15 protein-coding genes are annotated in these 18,525 nt (G+C 44.4%); 7 read left to right on the top strand and 8 right to left on the bottom strand.

All coding sequences use genetic code 11. The features are described 5' to 3' along the window. Nucleotides 1–58 precede the first annotated feature (58 nt). From K245_RS0115995 to K245_RS0115970, 4 genes are all read left to right on the top strand, one after another. Entirely contained in the window at nt 59–883 is an 825-nt protein-coding gene (locus K245_RS0115995) for a phosphate ABC transporter substrate-binding protein (protein ID WP_027360043.1), read from the top strand. Nucleotides 884–1,422: 539 nt separating this feature from the next. Continuing rightward, entirely contained in the window at nt 1,423–2,211 is a 789-nt protein-coding gene (locus K245_RS0115980) for a PstC family ABC transporter permease (protein ID WP_198013906.1), read from the top strand. Then, nucleotides 2,208–3,086 (top strand): PstA family ABC transporter permease, encoded by an 879-nt coding sequence (locus tag K245_RS0115975; protein WP_027360040.1) that lies wholly within the window; start codon nt 2,208–2,210, stop codon nt 3,084–3,086. The genes K245_RS0115980 and K245_RS0115975 overlap by 4 nt, the downstream gene beginning before the upstream one ends. After that, on the top strand, nt 3,073–3,807 hold the full coding sequence (locus K245_RS0115970; protein ID WP_051284227.1) for a phosphate ABC transporter ATP-binding protein: 735 nt from the start codon (nt 3,073–3,075) through the stop codon (nt 3,805–3,807). Before K245_RS0115975 ends, K245_RS0115970 begins: the two co-directional genes overlap by 14 nt. Here K245_RS0115970 and K245_RS0115965 read toward each other — a convergent pair. The 4 genes from K245_RS0115965 to K245_RS0115950 all read right to left on the bottom strand — a co-directional run bounded on the left by K245_RS0115965 (nt 3,804) and on the right by K245_RS0115950 (nt 7,891). Beyond that, nucleotides 3,804–4,115: a Smr/MutS family protein gene (locus K245_RS0115965; RefSeq protein WP_027360038.1), complete on the bottom strand. Its 312-nt coding sequence runs from the start codon at nt 4,113–4,115 to the stop codon at nt 3,804–3,806. The genes K245_RS0115970 and K245_RS0115965 overlap by 4 nt on opposite strands. Further along, nucleotides 4,097–5,833 (bottom strand): 4-hydroxy-3-methylbut-2-enyl diphosphate reductase, encoded by a 1,737-nt coding sequence (gene ispH / locus K245_RS0115960; protein ID WP_027360037.1) that lies wholly within the window; start codon nt 5,831–5,833, stop codon nt 4,097–4,099. Before ispH ends, K245_RS0115965 begins: the two co-directional genes overlap by 19 nt. 294 nt (nt 5,834–6,127) lie before the next feature. Then, nucleotides 6,128–7,009 carry a ParB/RepB/Spo0J family partition protein gene (locus tag K245_RS0115955; RefSeq protein ID WP_027360036.1) on the bottom strand — a complete coding sequence of 294 codons (882 nt, stop codon included), beginning with the start codon at nt 7,007–7,009 and terminating at the stop codon, nt 6,128–6,130. Between the two features lie 123 nt (nt 7,010–7,132). Continuing rightward, the gene (locus K245_RS0115950; RefSeq protein WP_027360035.1) at nt 7,133–7,891 is read right to left on the bottom strand and encodes a ParA family protein; all 759 of its coding nucleotides are present in this window, start codon (nt 7,889–7,891) and stop codon (nt 7,133–7,135) included. 226 nt (nt 7,892–8,117) lie between these two features. On the opposite strand from K245_RS0115950, the gene K245_RS0115945 reads away from it, so the two are divergent. Further along, on the top strand, nt 8,118–9,626 hold the full coding sequence (locus tag K245_RS0115945; protein ID WP_027360034.1) for a M48 family metallopeptidase: 1,509 nt from the start codon (nt 8,118–8,120) through the stop codon (nt 9,624–9,626). A gap of 94 nt (nt 9,627–9,720) precedes the next feature. On the opposite strand, the gene K245_RS0115940 is transcribed toward K245_RS0115945, so the two are convergent. The 4 genes from K245_RS0115940 to fusA form a co-directional block, all read right to left on the bottom strand. Continuing rightward, entirely contained in the window at nt 9,721–11,436 is a 1,716-nt protein-coding gene (locus tag K245_RS0115940) for a TIGR03768 family metallophosphoesterase (RefSeq protein WP_027360033.1), read from the bottom strand. A 61-nt stretch (nt 11,437–11,497) separates the two neighbouring features. After that, on the bottom strand, nt 11,498–13,000 hold the full coding sequence (locus tag K245_RS0115935) for a hypothetical protein (protein WP_051284225.1): 1,503 nt from the start codon (nt 12,998–13,000) through the stop codon (nt 11,498–11,500). Nucleotides 13,001–13,286: 286 nt separating this feature from the next. Next, nucleotides 13,287–13,790, bottom strand: a complete 504-nt coding sequence (locus K245_RS0115925) for a hypothetical protein (RefSeq protein ID WP_027360031.1) — start codon at nt 13,788–13,790, stop codon at nt 13,287–13,289. Between the two features lie 194 nt (nt 13,791–13,984). Further along, nucleotides 13,985–16,021: an elongation factor G gene (gene fusA / locus K245_RS0115915; RefSeq protein WP_027360030.1), complete on the bottom strand. Its 2,037-nt coding sequence runs from the start codon at nt 16,019–16,021 to the stop codon at nt 13,985–13,987. Between the two features lie 541 nt (nt 16,022–16,562). Here fusA and panP point away from each other — a divergent pair. Both panP and K245_RS0115905 read left to right on the top strand, forming a co-directional pair. Continuing rightward, complete coding sequence (panP, locus tag K245_RS0115910) at nt 16,563–18,191, top strand: pyridoxal-dependent aspartate 1-decarboxylase PanP (protein WP_027360029.1); 1,629 nt, start codon at nt 16,563–16,565, stop codon at nt 18,189–18,191. A 96-nt stretch (nt 18,192–18,287) separates the two neighbouring features. Continuing rightward, entirely contained in the window at nt 18,288–18,482 is a 195-nt protein-coding gene (locus tag K245_RS0115905; protein ID WP_156906819.1) for a hypothetical protein, read from the top strand. Nucleotides 18,483–18,525 lie beyond the last annotated feature (43 nt).

The raw sequence follows: 18,525 nt of genomic DNA, 5'->3' as shown, positions 1-18,525 counted from the left end.
ATCCCTTGTTGCTATATATCAAGCCTGAATTCATTGATGTTATTACAAGGAGGGAAAAATGTTCAAAAAAATCGGCGTTATTTCGGTAATTTTGCTTTTTGCGGGATTAACAGCATCGGCTTACGCAGGCCTTGAAAGTTTCAAGGACGAGGCAGGCTCAATCAGAATTGCGGGTGGGACGGCTCATATACCTGTGATGAAGGATATGGCCGAAAAAATCATGGTCGCAAACCCTAAAATCACGGTGACAGTTGCCGGAGGCGGTTCAGGAGCAGGAATCAAACAGGTAAGCGAAGGAATTGTTGAAATTGGCAATTCAGGTAGGGAGCCAAAACCCGAGGAAATATCTGCAGGAGGATTAAAAGTCTTCAAATGGGCGATCGATGGAGTCGCAGTTGCCGTTCATCCTGAAAATACCGTGAAAGCCCTGACATCAGCCCAGGTCAAGGATATATTCAGCGGAAAGATTACAAACTGGAAAGACCTTGGCGGAAAGGACTGTGCCATAAATGTATATACCAGGGATATTGAAAGCGGAACACGCGAGGTTTTCTGGGAAAAGGCCCTTTCCAAGGGAGAAATAACAGACAAGGCTGTTTTCGTGAAATCAAACGGTGCGATGAAAACATCGGTCGCAGGAGATTCATGCGGAATAGGCTATGTGTCTGCAGGTCACATCGACAGCACAGTTTCGGCGGTTTCCATTGACGGCACAGAACCATCAAAGGAAAATATCCTTTCAGGCAAATATGGCATTGCAAGGGGACTTTACAGCTCAACAAAGGGTGAGCCCAAGGGACTTGTGAAAAAATTTCTGGACTATCTCTTCACAGCTGACGGTAAGGCCCTGATAACTGAAAAAGGTTTTATTCCAGTTCAGTGATTTTTATAAAAGGCTATGTTCCCTTTAGATGCTGAAAATCGAGATACTAAACCTTTTTGTAATTCTGAATCTTGGGGGACTTTTTGTAAAAAGTTCCCCAAACCCCTCAAAAATTTTATCATTTTGTTAAATGACTTTTCTAAAATATGAAAAAATAGAAGTTTTTTGCGGAGCTTTTTTACAAAAAAGCGACCCGCTTGAGTCACTCGGCCTATTAGCCGTATAATTATCAGGCGAATAAGCTTTGTCTGACTTTGGCCGATTGGGTTATACAGCCTCGCCGGCACCAAATGTTGGTTCTTTAGTATTGGTGAATAGTCATACCAATCCCAAATCAAAGGGCTATCTGTGTTGGCATCGTCGTCAGCTCCTCAACGTACAAACCACGTACGTTTGCGTCGTTTCCTCCTTGCCGCCTTGATTTTATCTTTGATTTGAAAATGGTATTATATATATTTTTTATAATTTTTATTTTTATGATCAAATTACGAACCTCGATAAAATTATTTTTCAGGCTTTCCGCCACAGGAACGGCATTAGTGACTGTGCTCATATTTGCTTTCATGCTTTTTTCAGGACTCCCCCTCATAAAGAGCGGAGGTCTTTTACATACGATTTATGGTCAGTGGTTGCCCCAGAAAAACCTGTTCGGAATCTATCCCATGATCCGGGCATCCATCGTCCTCACAATCATTTCGGTTTTTATCGCTTTTCCTCTTTCATTTTCAACTTCGGCTATTTCAGTCCTCGGTTCAGGAAAATTATGGGGAAAGGCCATAAAAGGCTGGACAGGCATAATGACAGGGATTCCAACTGTTATTTACGGTTTTGTGGGAGTCATTTTGATTGTGCCTTTTTTCAGGATGATGAAGGCAGGCGCATCCGGATATTCCGTAATAGCCGCCTCCAGCGTGCTGGCTGTAATGATATCCCCAACCATGATTCTTGTGATGACGGATTTTTTTGAAAAAAAGACCATGCAATACAGAAAGACGGCTCTCTCACTCGGAGCAGACGATTTACAGATATTTTTCAGTGTCACGGTTCCTGCGTCCTTAAAGGGAATGCTTGCAGCTCTCGTTTTAGGAGCAGGCAGGGCAGCGGGCGACACCATGATAGCCCTCATGATTGCCGGAAACAGCGCCGCTCCTGAATTCTCCCTCACAGCTCCTGCAAGAACACTTACTTCCCACATTGCCCTTATCATGAACGCGGATTTCGAGAGCCTTGCATTCAGGTCTGTTTTTGTCTGCGGAGCCGCTCTTTACTGCTTTTCCGGCATATCTGTGATCATTGCAAGAATGATTGCCCGGAAAGATCGGTCATGACAGAAGCGAAAAAAAGAATAGCTTTTACGTTTCTTTGCATAGCAGGCATGGCTGTTCCTGTTGCAGGAGCCGGAATAATTATATTTTTGATTTCAAAGGGCTGGCAGACCCTTGGTATTAGCCTTATTTTCGGAAACGTCCCTGTCATTGACGCCATTCTTCTTAAAAAAAGGGTGTTCAACGGACTTTTCCCAGCAATGGCAGGCTCTTTTGCCCTTGTTTTCATATCTGTTTTCATAAGCCTTCCTGTGGGCATGGGGGCTGCGATCTATTTTTCAGAATATGCGTCAAAAAAGGTCAGAAAATTGGCCGGAATATCCGTCGATATCCTCGCTTCTGCGCCTTCCATTGTCATAGGCCTTGCTGGTTTTTCAGCAGCCATTTTAATGCACAGACATGTTTCTGAGTCCATTTCCCCTTGTCTTTTGATGTCTGCCATGTCTCTTGCAGTGCTTACTCTGCCATATATCATAAGATCCACCCAGCTTGCCCTTGAGTCTGTGCCTGAATCCCTCAGAATGGCTGGGCTTTCCCTCGGAGCGTCAAGGTTTGACAATCTCGTGCATGTTGTTCTGCCAGATTCTGTACCAGGGATCATGTCCGGGATCGTGCTTGCCATATCAAGGTGCGCCGAGGATACCGCAGTAATAATGCTGACAGGAGCAGTCGCAAGCGCCGGAGTTCCTGATTCGCTGCTTAGGCCCTTCGAGGCGATACCTTTTTATATATTCTACACCTCATCCGAATATACTAGTCCCCAGGAACTTGCGACTGCGTATGGAGCAGCCTTGGTACTGATGATTGTGTGTCTGTCCCTGTTCGTTTTTTCGTATCTGCTTAAAAGGAGTGTCCACAAAGGATATGCAGGAAAATAGCAAGCCCGCGAAGATAAGAATAAAAAATCTGGCAATTTCCTATTCAGGCAGAAAAATCCTGTCAGGAGTGAATGCCGAAATTCCTGAAAAAAGCATAACCTGCCTGTCAGGAACTTCGGGCCAGGGCAAGACATCTCTTCTCATGTGCATCAACAGACTCATCGACGAGACTAAAGGAGCTGATGTTAGTGGCAGTATTAAAATCAGCATGGATGGAAAAGATGAGGATATATTAAAAAAAGGTACGAACATCCCGTGGCTCAGAAAGAAAATACCGCTCGTTCTTCAGGCCCCGTCCCCTCTTCCCATGAACATTTATAAGAATATGTCGTTTCCCTTAAGGATTGCAGGTGTTTATGACAGAAAAAAATCCCCTGGACTGATCGAGGAGGCCCTAAAAAGAACAGGGTTATGGGATGAAGTAAAGGACAGGCTCGGTGACGATCCCAAGAAGCTTTCCGGAGGTCAGATCCAGAGGCTGTGCATCGCAAGGGCCGTTGTCATGAATCCTGAAATAATCCTCCTGGACGAGCCATCGGCCTCGCTCGATAACTACAACTCTGGCCTCATCTCAGAGATGATGAAAGAGATCAAAAAAACATGCACAGTGATCGCTGTTACCCACAATCAGGAGATAATAGGAAAAACGGCAGATATTATTTTTGAGGTAAAACCGGTCTCTGAAAAACCGGGGGGATGTTCATCGCTGTTCAAGGTTTAAGGCTGTTTATTCAGGGCCACTTTCAGCTCAACAAGTGTTGCGCCCCAGCCTCCGGCATATCCGGGGGCCGGATAGGCAAAATTTTTGACCATTTCGGATTTTGCAATAAAAGACTCCACAGTCTTTCTTAGTGTTCCTGTCCCTTTGCCGTGGATGACTCTGACGCTGAGGATGCCTTTTTCGATACACGCCTGAAAATAATCCTCTAACAACTCCTTGACGTCTTTTGGCCTGAAATTGTGAAGGTCAATCTCATCGGTTATCGGAACTATTATGGCTTCATCATCGTTTATGTCAAAATCATCCATATGAGACCTATGAATCCTGAGGCTACGAAGTTTGATTCAACCAGAAACTCGAATCTCTGGTCAGAGTCGATTTTATGCTTTCTCTGCATCCATGTCAGACAGGCGAGTGCGGCCGGAGGAAACCATAGAAAATATCCCGCCGCGCTGAATATGCCTGTGTATGCCCCTAAAACAGGCATTAAAGTCGAAAACGCGAACAGACAGCCAAGCATCCTCAGCGTGTTTTCCTCTCCAATTAGTATAGGGATGGTTTCTTTTCCTGATATTTTATCGCCCTGCATGTCGAGGGTGTCAAATATTGCGTTTCTTATGAAGACCATTCCCGCTGTCCAGAGAAATGTGAAAAATACCGACGGCGCTGATTTTACGCTGATACTGCTCACGGCAGGAAGGGCAGAGGCTAATATTGCCCATGCGGCTGCCGTAAGCACCGATTTTGAACCCGGAATGTCCTTGATTCTTCTGTATCTGCCCCACAAGCCCTCAGGAATAATTCTTACGCCGTAGAAAAGCCCCAATAAACTCATCATGAGAATGAGTATGAAATGCACAGGGCTTATCGAAAGCGACAGAACCATTGAGACTGCGCCTGAGGCGGCTCCTGCAAGGATCATTATGAATTTATGTTTTATGTAGAATTCCGTTTTTTCAGAAACATTATATAGGTCTGATTTTGTTTTGGTAATTATCTGGTTCAATACCTGCATGGAAAATACATAAAGCGCTGCAATCAGGCCTGGAAGAAGGAAAAATCTCGATTCCTGCATGGATGATGCGGCCGAGCACAAAAAAAAGGCACCTACTGCAAGGTAAGAATTGCTCAGGAGGGCTGTTCTCTGGCATTTTCTCAAGGTATGCAGCCAGTCAGGTTTCCCGTTCATGTCAACCGCGTTTTCAATGGCTTTATAGACATTTCTGATTATCCAGTTAGGTGTCGAAGCCCCTGCGGTTATGCAGATATTTTTAGTCTTTGCGAGCGCCTCCATGTCGAGTTCAGCTTCTGTTTCAACATGGAAGGACATTGCTCCCGCTTCTTTGGCTACTTCTGCTAACCTCTGGGTATTTCCGCTGTTTTTACCGCCAACAACAACAACTGCATCAACATTTTTTGCTGTTTCCTTTACTTCTGCCTGTCTTTTTTCGGTTGAATCGCAGATTGTGTCAAAGACTTTGTATTGCGGATGAGCTGCCCCAGCCCAGTCTTTTACTTCCGCATAAAATGCCGTGTTCTGGGTTGTCTGGGCCACAATTATGGCATTTTCAAAAGAGGTCAGAGCCTTAAGCTCTTCCATGTTTTCAACCACATGGCCTTTTTCCCCGGCGTAGCCAAGAAGGCCAATAACCTCAGGATGATCCTTGTCACCGGTTATTATTACGCTGTAACCTTGCTGGGCGTGTTTTTTTATGATTGACTGGACTTTTATGACCCTCGGACAGGTTGCATCAATAACTTCGAGTCCGGCAGCCTCAAGTTGCCCCTTTATTTCCGGAGGAACGCCATGAGCCCTTATTATAACCGTTCCCTCGGCCTTTTCCGGTATTTCTTTAAGAATGGTCACGCCCTTTTTTTCGAGCATTTCAAGAACCTGGGGATTGTGGATGAGGGGGCCAAAGGTATATATGGGGCGTTTCTGATTGTTTGCTGATTCAAGGGCTAAGTCTACTGCTCTGCGGACTCCCATGCAGAATCCGGCTGTCTTGGCTATGAATATATTCATTTAAAAACCTGTGTTTTATTCATGTCGATGAGCGGCATTGTCTGTTTTTATTTGACTATGTTCCCGTTAAGCGTTGAAATAACTGATGCTTTTAATAAAAAAGCGGCCTTGTAAGGTCAATTAAGTCATCAAAAATTAAGCCGTTTCGTAGGAATAGAGCGCTCTTTGCTCGTAATCAGACTTTCAGCCGGATGCCTACGGCAGGTCGCTTTTTAAAAAAGATCCGGAATTACAAAAAAATATTATTTTGCTTTTCAACATCCAAGGGGAACATCGCCTTTTATTTTGAAAAAATCAGTAATCAGATGACTGGAAAAGACCGACGAGTCTGTCAAGGTCGTCGCTGCTGTAAAACTCAATGGCCACTACGCCCCTGTTGCCTTTTCTCTTTATTTGAACCTTTGTGCCGAATTTTTTTGAAAGATTATCTGCAATTTCATTCACCCATGTGCTGTCAGCCGCCTTGGGAGCCGGTTTTTCATCCTTCAGGGATTTAAGTCTTTTTACAAGTGCCTCTGTCTGCCGGACTGACAGGCCGTTTCTGACTATTTCGGAAAATGCGGAAAGCTGCTGGCTGTGGCTTTCAAGGCCGAGTAGGGCTCTTGCATGCCCCATGCTGATGGTGTCCTGTTTGATTGAGTCTTTGACCTGATCCGGAAGATTTCTGAGTCTGAGGATATTTGCCACTGCTGATCTGCTTTTTCCAACTCTCTCGGCTGCTTCAAACTGGGTAAGGCTGAATTCGGTCATGAGTCTGTGATAGGAATCTGCTTCTTCCATGGGGTTCAGGTTTGCTCTCTGGATATTCTCGATTATCGAGATTTCAAGCATTTCCTTGTTCGTGACGGGTCTGACAACCACAGGGACAGAGCTAAGGCCTGCTATTTTGGAGGCTCTGAGCCTTCTTTCACCTGCGATCAGTTCATAACCTTCTTCAGCCTCGCGGACAAGAAGGGGCTGAAGAACCCCTACCTCAGTTATAGAGTCGCTGAGTTCCTTAAGTTCTTCTTCATTGAAATGTATGCGCGGCTGATAGGGGTTGGATCTTATCAGGTCGACATCGCACATGAAATAGTCCTTGGAGGATGATATGTCATCCTGGACTCCTATGCCTGGTATAAGTGCTCCGAGGCCTCTTCCGAGAACCATTTTTTTTTGCTTTTTAGGATTTTCCATTGCTGTCTCAATGCTGAAGTGCGATCAGGGTTATATGCTGTTTTCAAAATCAGAGTAATGGCGTTTCAGCCTTAATAAGGCTCATTCACGCGGCAACTCTTCGGTATGGGCAATTTCTCCAAATCACATGGCTAAAACTTCCCTGCTAAGTTCCATATAGCTTTCGGCCCCTTTTGATCCCGGGTCATACACAAAGATTGGCTTCCCAAAGCTGGGTGCTTCGCTCAATCTGACATTTCTTGGTATTCTTGTCTTGAATACAAGGCCGCTGAAATACTGTTCGGCCTCAGCAGCAACCTGGTTCGACAGATTTGTTCTCTGGTCAAACATGGTCATCAGTATTCCTGCTATCTTCAGCTCTGGATTAAGACTTTTTTTAATCAGTTTTATTGTCTGAAGAAGCTGGCCAAGACCCTCGAGAGCATAAAATTCACTTTGAAGAGGGATCAGGATCGATTCCGCCGCTGTCATTGCATTAAGTGTAAGAAGGCTTAATGACGGGGGGCAGTCGATTATTATATAATCATAATCGTTACTGATCTGGGCTATGTATTCCTTGAGCTTGATTTCCCTTGTAGGATCTGACATCATTTCAACTTCGAAGCCTATCAGCTCAACCCTTGAGGGGATTGCGAAGAGTCCTTCGATATCCGTGCTGACAGCCAAAGAGGAAAATCTGGTCTGGCCTATGAGTCCATGATATAAAGTATATTTGAGTGAGGTCTTGTCTATGCCGAGACCTGTTGTGGCGTTGGCCTGAGGGTCGCAGTCCACTATCAGGGTTTTTTTACCTGAGAGGGCAAGAGCGGCCGCAAGATTTATGGATGTAGTAGTTTTGCCAACTCCGCCTTTCTGGTTGGCTATGCACATTATTTTTGCCATAACGAGCTTCCTAACATAAAAAGGTAATTTTGAAAAGGAGATAAGCTGTTTCACCTGAAGGTGTTAGTTTGTTAAAATATTATTAAAAAACAATATGTTAAGATTTGTTTGTCCTGACGGGCCGAAAAACAGATGCTGCCCCTCACGTTGGTCACGCAGGTTGAACCTGTGTAATAGGCAATAATCTGTTTTTTATTCTGAATAACTTTTTTACTGATAAAAAAATATGAGACTTAAAAAAGACTGTTTAAAAACATTGAGCTGGTTTCTTGCTTTTCTTACGTTTTTTACTTGTTCAGTTCCTGGTGCCGGAGCAATTACAATATCCGAAGAAGACAAGCTGGCAACTGAATTCATGGGTTATATGAAAAAAACCAACCGTGTCATAAGTGATCCTGACATTGATGAATATATAAACCGTATCGGTAAAAAAATTGCAAAGGAATTTCCCAATCCTCCTTTCCAGTGCAGTTTTTATGTGTTCATGGAGAATTCCTATAACGCCTTTGCAGGCCCTGGCGGCCACGTTTTCGTTAATTCAGGGCTGATCGAGGCCATGGATTCCGAAGATGAACTTGCAGGTATTATTGGCCATGAAATATCCCATGTCTATCTGAGGCATATATCAAACCGCATTGATTACTCTCAAAAGGTGAGTGTTGGGGCGCTTGCAGGAATAGTGGCAGGTATTCTTCTCGGAGTCGGCGGGGCCGGAGCTGCCGCAAGCGCAATAACTGCAGGAAGCATGGCCGCGGGACAGTCCCTTACCCTTGCCTATACCCGTGAAAATGAAGTCCAGGCCGACCAGATCGGACTGGAGCGTATCAACAGTTCAGGATACAGCGCCACCGGGCTTCTCGATTCAATGACAAAGATAAGGGCAAAGCAGTGGTTCGGCTCTGATCAGATTCCCACTTATCTTCTTACCCATCCTGCAAATGAAGAGCGAATGTCTTATATCAAATCATGGGTTGAAGAGCATGAAAAAGGCAAGACTTTTTCCGGGTCATCTGATCCGGCTGCATTTAAAAGAATTAAGGCAAGGATCATGGGCCTTTATGGCGATTCAAAAATAATCCTGAAGCAGTTTGATTCTCTTCTGGCGAAAAATCCTGGAGATGAAAACCAGATATATGGTCAGGCTCTGGCTTACTGGCGTATGGGCGAATACGACAAGGCCATGGGAAATATGCGCAAGTTGCTCAAAAAGAATGCCTTTGATTCTGATTATATGAGGGACACTGGCATAATTCAGTTCTCAAAAGGCGACACTGAGGCAGCTTTTGCGGCTTTAAGCGTTCCTGGCAAGAGAACTGATGCCCTTAGGTCTCTTTATCTTGCAAGGGCATATATGGCCAAAGAGAAATATCCCGAGGCAGAACGAATTCTTTCCATGCTTATTAAGGATAAAGATAATTTTGAAGACGGCTTTTATTATATGGCAGAGGTATCTGAGAAAATGGGCAAGAACGGATTCTCCCATTATTATCTTGGCGTTTATGAGTCAATGATCGGCCGGCCAAGACAGACTGTTTACCATCTTGACAGGGCCATGCCTTCCCTTGCTTCCTACCCTGACATGAAAAAAAAGGCGGAAGAGCTTCTTAAGGAGGCACTTAAGGAGATGAAAAAAGAGAGGGAGGAAAAAGAAATCCAAGACAGGGAAAAGAAAGATGATGATTGGGGAGTAAAAAAGAAAACAACAGATACAAAGACCGACTCCGAGGAAAAATGATTTTTTACCCTCCTTTTTAACGGGCAGCCTGATGTGAATCAGATAAACTAAAGGTTCCCATGCAAACATGGGAACCTTTTTGAATTTTACAAGATTATTTGGTTATCGGTGTTCCGTAATTCTGTATTTTTGCCTGCATTTCAGGAGTCAACTGCTTGACAAGTTCAGCATTGTAGGCACCAGTGGGCGCTGGATTTATCGCCGGATCGAAAAGCTGCTGAGCCGCAACAGCATATGAACGTGATGTGGCTGCAAGCGATCCTTCTTTGACAGCAGGATCAACATCTGTCGTAAAGATAGAGATGGTGTTATCACTGTTGCGGACAATATCAAAGATTCGGAACTGCTGCGGAAAATCCCTTAATGACGCTGTTTCCACTTCCCAGAAAGCGTTTTCAGCTCCAGGATGTGCCGGATCTATCGATGGTCTTGGTGTCACAACATTTCTATGGCGATGTCCGGTGATCCACAGAATTAGGTTTGGGTATGCACTCAGTTTGGTAAGAAGCGTTGTGCTGTTAACAACAGAGTTTGTGGTTGGCGGAAAACCCATTAGAGCAAGCGGTATGTGAGCAGAAATGATCATAAGCTTGCCTTCGTCCTGACCTTTGTCAAGTTCATTTATCAGCCAGTCATAACGTGCCTGGTCAAGATATCCATGCCCGCGTACATCGAAATCTTCGTCCTTTTGGGTGTCATCGAGTACAATGACCTTGATTGGCATATTTGATTTTGGTTCAAAGCTGTAAGAGGCGAAGTCATTGTTCACATTGGACTGGGAGAAGCCGTGACCCACCGGATTTGAAGTTGTGGTAAAAAACTCGTTTACCCATTCCTTCCTTGAAAGTGAACGGCGGTCCGGGTCTGCTGCAAGAACCTTCGGAGGCGTTGTGAAGTCTGCAACAGGCCCTGCTCCAATAATATCACCGTATTGTGTCCGGCCGTCGATCGATCCCATATAATAACCGGTGCTGTTTACTCCGGCAGGATCAGTGAATACATTCCCCATGTTGAGAATCTCTTCACCTACATAGACCGGCCTTATGGTGTCGGTTACAGGGTATGCTCCTGTTCCGAAATGATCGTGGTTGCCGAGGGTCTGATACCAGGGGATGGTCTTGTCAAGCCCAGCTGCCTTGTATTCATCCTGATAATCATTATACGGCCCGGGTACAGGATTGTCCTTGACTCCTGAATCAGGATTAATGTTCTTGCCGTCAAGGACATCAATATACCATCTCAGCTCGTTATACTGAGTGTTGTTGCAGGCATCACCCAGAGAGATACCGAAATCGAGCGGATTTTTTTTGTGAATGGCATTTATAGTCTGCACTGCCGCATCAAGAACATGGGTCGTATAAAGCATGACCGGTGAGTATCCCGAAGAATTTCCGCCTTGATAGCCAACATATACTGCCTGGGCTGGGGATTCTTTGTCTGAAATATGGATGTCGGTTATTGTAAAGAAATTCAGAAGCCTTGCAGTATTTGTGACAGAAGATGCAGAATAACCTGTCGGCATGAGATTGAGCTGTTTTCCAGAATCAATTCCTGGGCCATAGTGCCAGGTTCCATAGCCGTATTCCTCGTATTTTGATATCTCGTAAGGATAAATCATGTCCAGTCCCCAAGGAGTAGAATCAGGAACGACGGTCCTCTGACGCGTCGTGAAAACTTCATCAGCAATAGGATAGATTTTGAGGCTGCCTTTGTTGTCGTCGTCGCTGGTTAAGCATCCTGATAAAGGGAAAATCAGTAATCCCATCAAAAAGACTAAACGAAAGTTTTTTAATGCCAAAAATAATTTCATAAAACACCCCTGTTATCTGATTATTAAATAAGGTTCCACAAGCCAGCAGTCATAAAACGTATCAGAATTGAGGCGCACTGACGGGCAGGCTTTCGGAATCTATGCCTTCACACAATTCATTATCCACAGTCAGGTTGCCCTGGGCGTCAAGCGTTACGGTCCAAATGGTATCGTAGTCGGTGTGTGGCCAATTGGTCGGAAGTAGCGGAAGATTACTTCCACCATAGCTGGTAAGAAGGGCATTTATGATCGGTTTTATACGTCCTGACTCCCATGCCAGCAGCACGGTTTGATTGGATAAATTAGTGCCGTAACGGTTTGTAAAGAAAAAGTCACTGGTTTTCTGGGCTACGGCCTGATCGGCTGGATCTACCCCTAAAGAGATTGAGGCCAGATTATAGGGCAAATTATTGGCTATGGCATATGGCAGAACCGTTAATGAAGGTCTGACATAAGAAACATTGAAAAAACCGGTAGAAAACCACTGTGCCGGATCGATGGAATAAACCATGTTTGGACTTATTTTACCACGCAGAGCGCTTGGAAGTGAAAGTGCTCGCCATTGACCTGCCCCAACAAAATTGCCATCTTCAAAATGAGACTCAGTATCCGGATGCGCTTCTGCGTGCCGGACAATGTAAACCCTTTGGTTGGTGTTGATGTTTGAAGGAACTACAACTCCATTAACCCCTCCGGTCCTTGTGGTTCTGAAATAGGGCTGTTGCTCGTGTGTGCATTGGGTGCTTGTCACCGGCGAAGGCAGCTCAGGGTAAGTGGCAGGCGGATTTAGTTTGCTGTTGTAAGTAACCAGTCTGGCGCTTCCGGACAACGGGATTGATATTGCGTACACATAGTTAGGACTTACATAGGTTGCCGGAAGATTGAGGTTGTATCCGTAAAGTGTATTTATACTATCGAGCAGTGCGCTTATTGTTTCCCAAGGAGCAGAGAAGACATAATAACCCGGAATTTTTTTATTGATGATACCGGATGCCAACGTTTCGTTGCTGCCTCCGGTGTTACTGAAGTCAAGGCCAGTACAATCAGGGCAGTATTTAGAGGGCGTCATAACTCCGCTGGGTAATGATTCTGCTGAAGCATACGCTGTATTGATGGGATAGCTGTTGGCTGTATAGGTGCCTCCAGTATTATCAATCGGTAATGTGATCTGGTTTAGAAGGGCGAATTGCTGAATGAATCCGATTGCTGCCATGTCGGGGTAATTGTTTTCGGTTTGCAAATGAGTCATCGGAGAAAGTGCGTAAATGCTGCTTACGTTTTTTTTCCCCAACACCTGCTGTTTAAGGTACGTGGCCATCAGGAGGGATCGCTGCAAGCCCTGGCTGGTTAGGTTTGCCGTGTCAGGATGGATGTCACCGGATGCCTGATAATCCAAATCCGGGCTTACCACGAAGATCAGATTGACATTGCTGGCGCTCAGCGGTGAAGGAGTTGAAGTCGTATCGTCATTGTAACACCCACTTGTGCATATTGATAAAGATAACATCAGCAAACTCGTCAAAAAGACTAAATAAGGCTTTTTGAATTCATGAAATCGCTTCATACAAACCCTCCTGTTTTAATTTAAATATTGTGGTGAGAATATTTTTACGGAGAACTGTTTAATTATTTTTGTGTGGTTCAGCAGATTTTTTCGAAAAGCATTCCTGTAGGGCAAGAAGAATTCAGGTATGTTTATAAAAAATCAGCAGTATTTTGGAGGCTTGTGGTTTTTAAGAATGGCCAATATCTTTAAAATATAATGATCTGGCGTTCAGCTAAATATGGAACAGTCTCAATCTTTTTAAGTCACTATTAGAGCTTCTGAAATCACGATTACACGAATATTATTAATTTTTGTTTTTTGCCCTTTCCATTATTTCTTTAACCTTTGGATGATTCATGAATTTCTGGAAGCTCGGATCATTTTCGAGCGCTGTAGTATCTCCCCGATTAATTTTTTCCATCATGGCCGGGTCATTAAGCGCACTCTGAAGCTCAGGTTCTGTCATCAGTGCCTGGATAAGCTCAATCATTTTCGGGTCACTTACAATGTCTTTTTGAATAGATTCGATCTGGGCATTGTTTGGGGATGCTGAAGTATTTTTTTGTGCAGATTGGCTTGAGCTATGGCTGGAAGATGAACCTGACATAATGGATTTGATCCGGTTTGAAGGGATTTTGACTTCACCCATGGAATCTGTTTTGATCCTGTATATGCCTCCGCTCATTTCCAGAACTTCGCCTGTGATCAAGCTTCCGTCTGTAAGTTCAATCCTTGATTTTTCAGCAGCAGCTGCTGTAAGTGTCCAGAATAGAACAGCAAATAATGATAATGTAAAAATACGGTTCATGATAAGCCTCCATTCCCATTGTTAAACTTTGATTTCCTCATGAACGTATATCATCATATGAGTGGCTGTGTCATGGAAAAAGGCCTGCCGGAAGATCCATGGATAGGAGCGGGCTGTTTTTGAAGGATGCAGAGACTGTTTCAGAAGTCTCTGCATCCTTATTTATAAATAAACCGAGGTAGTTGATATTTGAACTATCTCTTGTCAAACCTTGCAAACTGCATTGCAAAGGTTCCTCTGCCCTGGGTGGCGGATCTTATGGATGTTGAATATCCAAACATGCTAGAGAGTGGAACAGAACACTGAATAATCTGGGTTCCGGCGCGAGGAGTAATCGCCTCGATTTTTCCGCCCCTTGAATTAATATCCCCGATTACTTCACCCATGAAATTTTCAGGTACAAATATCTCCACATCCATTATCGGTTCAAGAAGATAAGGCTGGGCCTTTGATATGCATTCCCTCACAGTGAGCGATGCGCTGACTTTATGGGCAAGCTCTGTCGCTCCGGTTTCCCTTGTGTTTATTTCAAGTAGTGAAACTTCAACATCCACAACAGGATAGCCCATGATAGGCCCGCTAGTGAAAGCCTCTGTAACGCCTGTCTCTATTGCCTTGAATATAACCGGAGGAATTGTATCCGCTGGAATTTTTGAAGCAAAATGGGAGCCTGCTCCGCGTTCAAGAGGCCTTATTCCGAGCTTGACTCCAGCATAATGGGAAGTGCCGGCAATATCCCTGTCAAAAGGAATGCATGCTTCAGCAGATGCTCCAACGCTTTCACGGTAAACAACCTGGGGCTTTCCGACATTAACATTTGTCTGGAATTCCCTTGTCATTCTGCTGATGATTACCTCAAGATGAAGTTCTCCCATTCCTGACAGAATTATCTGGCCTGTGTCATCATCTTTTTTGACTCTTAATGTTGGGTCTTCATCTAGGAACTTTGCAATGACATCGTCCATCTTTTCCTGGTCCGAATGGGTCTTAGGCTCAATAGCTATGGAAATTACAGGCTCGTAAATATCTATTCTTTCAAGTACTATGGGGTTGGCTGCATCGCAGAGAGTGTCTCCTGTTGAGGCTGATTTAAGGCCAAGAAGACCAACAATCGCTCCAGCTGAAACAGATTCAACCCTTTCCCTCTTGTTTGCATGCATGAGCATGATTCTGGAAATTTTTTCCTTTTTCCCGGTTTTGGGATTGTAAACATCCATGCCCTCGGAAAGCTTTCCGCTGTATATTCTCGCAAATGTGAGCTTCCTTCCTTCCATCATGAATACTTTGAAGATCAGAGCCGAAAGAGGCGCATTGGCTTTATATTCAAATGTAATATGCTCGTTGGTCTGGGGTATGGTGCCAGGCAGAGGAGGAACATCAACAGGGCTCGGAAGAAAAAGACTTATGGCGTCAAGCAGAAGCTGAATCCCCTTGTTTTTCAGGGCGCTGCCGCAAAGAACAGGAATTGCCTTGAGGTTGATTGTTGCTTTTCTAATTGCAGCGATAAGAGTCTCTTCCGGGATTTCCTCTTCAGAAAGATAAGCGTCCATTATCGCGTCATCTGTGTCAGCCACCGATTCTATCAAGCTGCTTCTGAATTCATGAGCTTTTTCAGCAAGGGACGGGTGAATATCGGACTCAACGTAATCAGCTCCGAGATTCTCATCTTTCCAGGTTATCTGTTTCATTCTTATAAGATCGACAACCCCATTGAAGCTGCTTTCTTCTCCCACAGGCATCTGGATGATCATGGGATTCGCGTTAAGCTTTTCCTTTATTTGGGAGATGGTTCCTTCGAAATCGGCTCCTATTCTATCAAGCTTATTTATGAAGGCCATTTTGGGGACATGATACTTGTCAGCCTGATGCCACACTGTTTCTGACTGGGGCTGAACTCCTCCCACGGCGCAGAATACCCCTATTGCTCCGTCAAGAACTCTGAGGCTTCTTTCAACTTCAATGGTGAAGTCCACATGACCTGGAGTGTCTATGATCTGGATCTGTTTGTTTTTCCAGTGGCAGGTGGTAACCGCCGAAGTGATTGTGATGCCGCGTTCCTGTTCATCAGGCATCCAGTCCATGGCAGCTTCTCCATCATGAACTTCACCGATTTTATGGGATTTGCCTGTATAATAAAGGATGCGTTCGGTGACTGTTGTTTTACCTGCATCAATATGGGCGATAATGCCTATATTACGGATATTTTCAATTTTTACGGTATTTTTGCTCATATGATCTACTTTTATGCTGGTGCTTTTTAAGTTTTTTGTAATGATTCTAATGTCATCAAGAACAAGAAAAACTATGGGAATAATCAGATGATGTCAAGGTTTATGAACTCAGATAACTTATTTCGGTTATTTGGCGACAGTGCGTCCGCAAAAAAGCCGGAAAAAGGCATCAGCGTCATGCCGGACTTGATCCAGCATCCAGTATTATCAAATAGTTCTGGATTCCGGCCTGCGCCGGAATGGCAGAAGCCGGACTTTTTGCGGCTTTGTCAATTATAATTCAATTAGAGAGGTGTTGACTCTACAAAAAATAGGGAGAAGGCTTTCAATCTTATTTGTCTGTTTCAAACAGTTTTCAAAAAAAACATGGTTTTTATGCTGAGTATTGGATTGGAATTGTAATTTTGTTTAAAAAGTGTTTATATGGATTGCCTTTTGGGCAGAGTGGTTGTTTTAGTTTAAATATTAATTATTCCGATGAGTTAGGGTCTTCGGGTAAGGTATTGTGACTATGCTGGCTTGCATAAAAAGTGAGGAGTTTTTGGAAAAGAAGGCTCATGGACTTGTTGCTGACTGGAACTCATTGAGACGGATTTTCCTTCAACCTGAAAGTGAAGCTGGTAAAGCTACGCTTCTGCGTCATATGGAACAGATCCTTTTCAGTCTTCATGATTTTCTCAGGCAGAATGTCGGCGTCACAGAGGAAATAAGTCTCCAGGAATTGGCAACACAGTTCAAGGAAACAACCATAAGCCGGAAACCTGAAAAAAAGCTGGCCGAAGTAATAACTGCCCTTGTCGAAGACATTGCCCCCCATGCAGTCAATGTTTCATCTCCTTATTTTATAGGTCACATGACATCGGCCATCCCTTTCTTCATGGTTCATCTAAAGACCATAGTGGCCGCACTCAACCAGAACGCAAACAAGATTGAAACTTCAAAAGTTGTATCAGTCATTGAACGCCAGGTGATCGCCAAGATCCACAGACTGATTTTTCAGGAAAGCAATTCCTTTTATTCCGACCATGTTCAAAATGCCCACACCACATTGGGCGCATTCACCGAAGGTGGTACAAGTGCAAACATGACCGCTCTCTGGGTTGCAAGAAACGCGGCTTTTCCTCCCAAGGACGGATTCAGGGGAGTAGAGGCTGACGGCCTTGCATCTGCTTACAGGGCTCATGATGTGGACAGATGTGTTGTGCTTGTTTCAAGGAGGGGCCATTTTTCATTAAGAAAATCAGGCGGTGTCCTTGGCATCGGGAACTCGAACATTGTCGCCATTGATGTTGACAAGGACAACAGGATTAACCTTGAGGCCCTTGAAAAAAGCATCCAGGATTTCAGGGCTCAGAAAAATGTCAAAATTCTGGCCGTTGTTGGTATTGCAGGCGCGACAGAGACAGGAACGATAGATCCCCTTGCTGATATCGGTGATATCTGCCACAAATATGGCATTCACTATCATGTAGACGCAGCCTGGGGCGGCCCAACCCTCATGAGCCAGAAATACAAGCATTTTCTGAATGGTATAGAAAAAGCTGATTCAGTCACAATCGACGGTCACAAGCAACTTTACATGCCCATGACATGCGGGATGATCTTTTTCAGGGATCCTTATATTATGGACAAGATCGCTTACCATGCAAATTATGTGAACCGTCAGGGCTCTGTTGATCTTGGCATAAAAACACTCGCAGGTTCCAGAGAGGCCCATGCCCTCATTCTTGACAGCGCGCTCAAGATAATGGGAAGCGATGGGTACGGACTTCTAATTGATCACGGGATTGATATTGCAAGATCATTTGCGGATGAAATAAAACGCAGAAAAATATTCGAACTTACTTCTGACCCTGTCCTTAACATACTTACATACAGAGTAAATCCCCCTGAAATAAAACTGAGACTCCTGTCTGCAACAGGCGAGGAAAGAAAAGGCCTGATCGAAAAATTAAACGACATCAATATCAATGTCCAGCGCACACAGAGGGAGTCAGGTAAGAGCTTTGTCTCAAGAACAGTGCTTGAACATCCGGCTTCAAAAGAATCACTCGTTGTGCTCAGATCTGTTTTAATGAATCCAATGACTGACATGAAAATCCTGACAGAGATCCTTGATGAACAGGAGAACATCTACAAAAGCCATTGCGGACATGTTTACGGCTTGTAGTTTAGCCTTATAAATAAAAGAATTGTGATTATTAAAGGAGCGCATTGAGTATGTGCTCCTTTTTTGTTTGCCCGGCAAAGCCGTGCCCCCGTCTGTTTGAAAGAAAGCAGAGATGCCCCGTCCGAGGGGAAATCAATCCGAATCGCAAGGGCGCTACTGGTAACGGTAGGGTTTGAAGGAAGCGACAGGAAGAGAATGGTACATAGCGAAAGCGAACCTGATACGGCTCGTGCAGAGGGTCAGGCTGCAAAATATGGCGAAGCCCGGTACTCGGACAGACTGCACGAGTGATTGAGGATGTGATTATTCTCAGGGAGCGGAAATTAACCGGGGA

The organism is Desulforegula conservatrix Mb1Pa (genome assembly GCF_000426225.1).
Taxonomy (GTDB): Bacteria; Desulfobacterota; Desulfobacteria; order Desulfobacterales; family Desulforegulaceae; genus Desulforegula; species Desulforegula conservatrix.
This window is presented reverse-complemented; position numbering and strand designations above follow the sequence as displayed.

Coding starts and splice junctions, on each gene's coding strand:
- K245_RS0115995 (WP_027360043.1), top strand. CDS start 59: ATGTTCAAAAAAATCGGCGTTATTTCGGTAATTTTGCTTTTTGCGGGA.
- K245_RS0115940 (WP_027360033.1), bottom strand. CDS start 11,436: ATGAAATTATTTTTGGCATTAAAAAACTTTCGTTTAGTCTTTTTGATG.
- K245_RS0115945 (WP_027360034.1), top strand. CDS start 8,118: ATGAGACTTAAAAAAGACTGTTTAAAAACATTGAGCTGGTTTCTTGCT.
- K245_RS0115975 (WP_027360040.1), top strand. CDS start 2,208: ATGACAGAAGCGAAAAAAAGAATAGCTTTTACGTTTCTTTGCATAGCA.
- fusA (WP_027360030.1), bottom strand. CDS start 16,021: ATGAGCAAAAATACCGTAAAAATTGAAAATATCCGTAATATAGGCATT.
- K245_RS0115925 (WP_027360031.1), bottom strand. CDS start 13,790: ATGAACCGTATTTTTACATTATCATTATTTGCTGTTCTATTCTGGACA.
- K245_RS0115955 (WP_027360036.1), bottom strand. CDS start 7,009: ATGGAAAATCCTAAAAAGCAAAAAAAAATGGTTCTCGGAAGAGGCCTC.
- K245_RS0115965 (WP_027360038.1), bottom strand. CDS start 4,115: ATGGATGATTTTGACATAAACGATGATGAAGCCATAATAGTTCCGATA.
- K245_RS0115950 (WP_027360035.1), bottom strand. CDS start 7,891: ATGGCAAAAATAATGTGCATAGCCAACCAGAAAGGCGGAGTTGGCAAA.
- K245_RS0115970 (WP_051284227.1), top strand. CDS start 3,073: ATGCAGGAAAATAGCAAGCCCGCGAAGATAAGAATAAAAAATCTGGCA.
- ispH (WP_027360037.1), bottom strand. CDS start 5,833: ATGAATATATTCATAGCCAAGACAGCCGGATTCTGCATGGGAGTCCGC.
- K245_RS0115935 (WP_051284225.1), bottom strand. CDS start 13,000: ATGAAGCGATTTCATGAATTCAAAAAGCCTTATTTAGTCTTTTTGACG.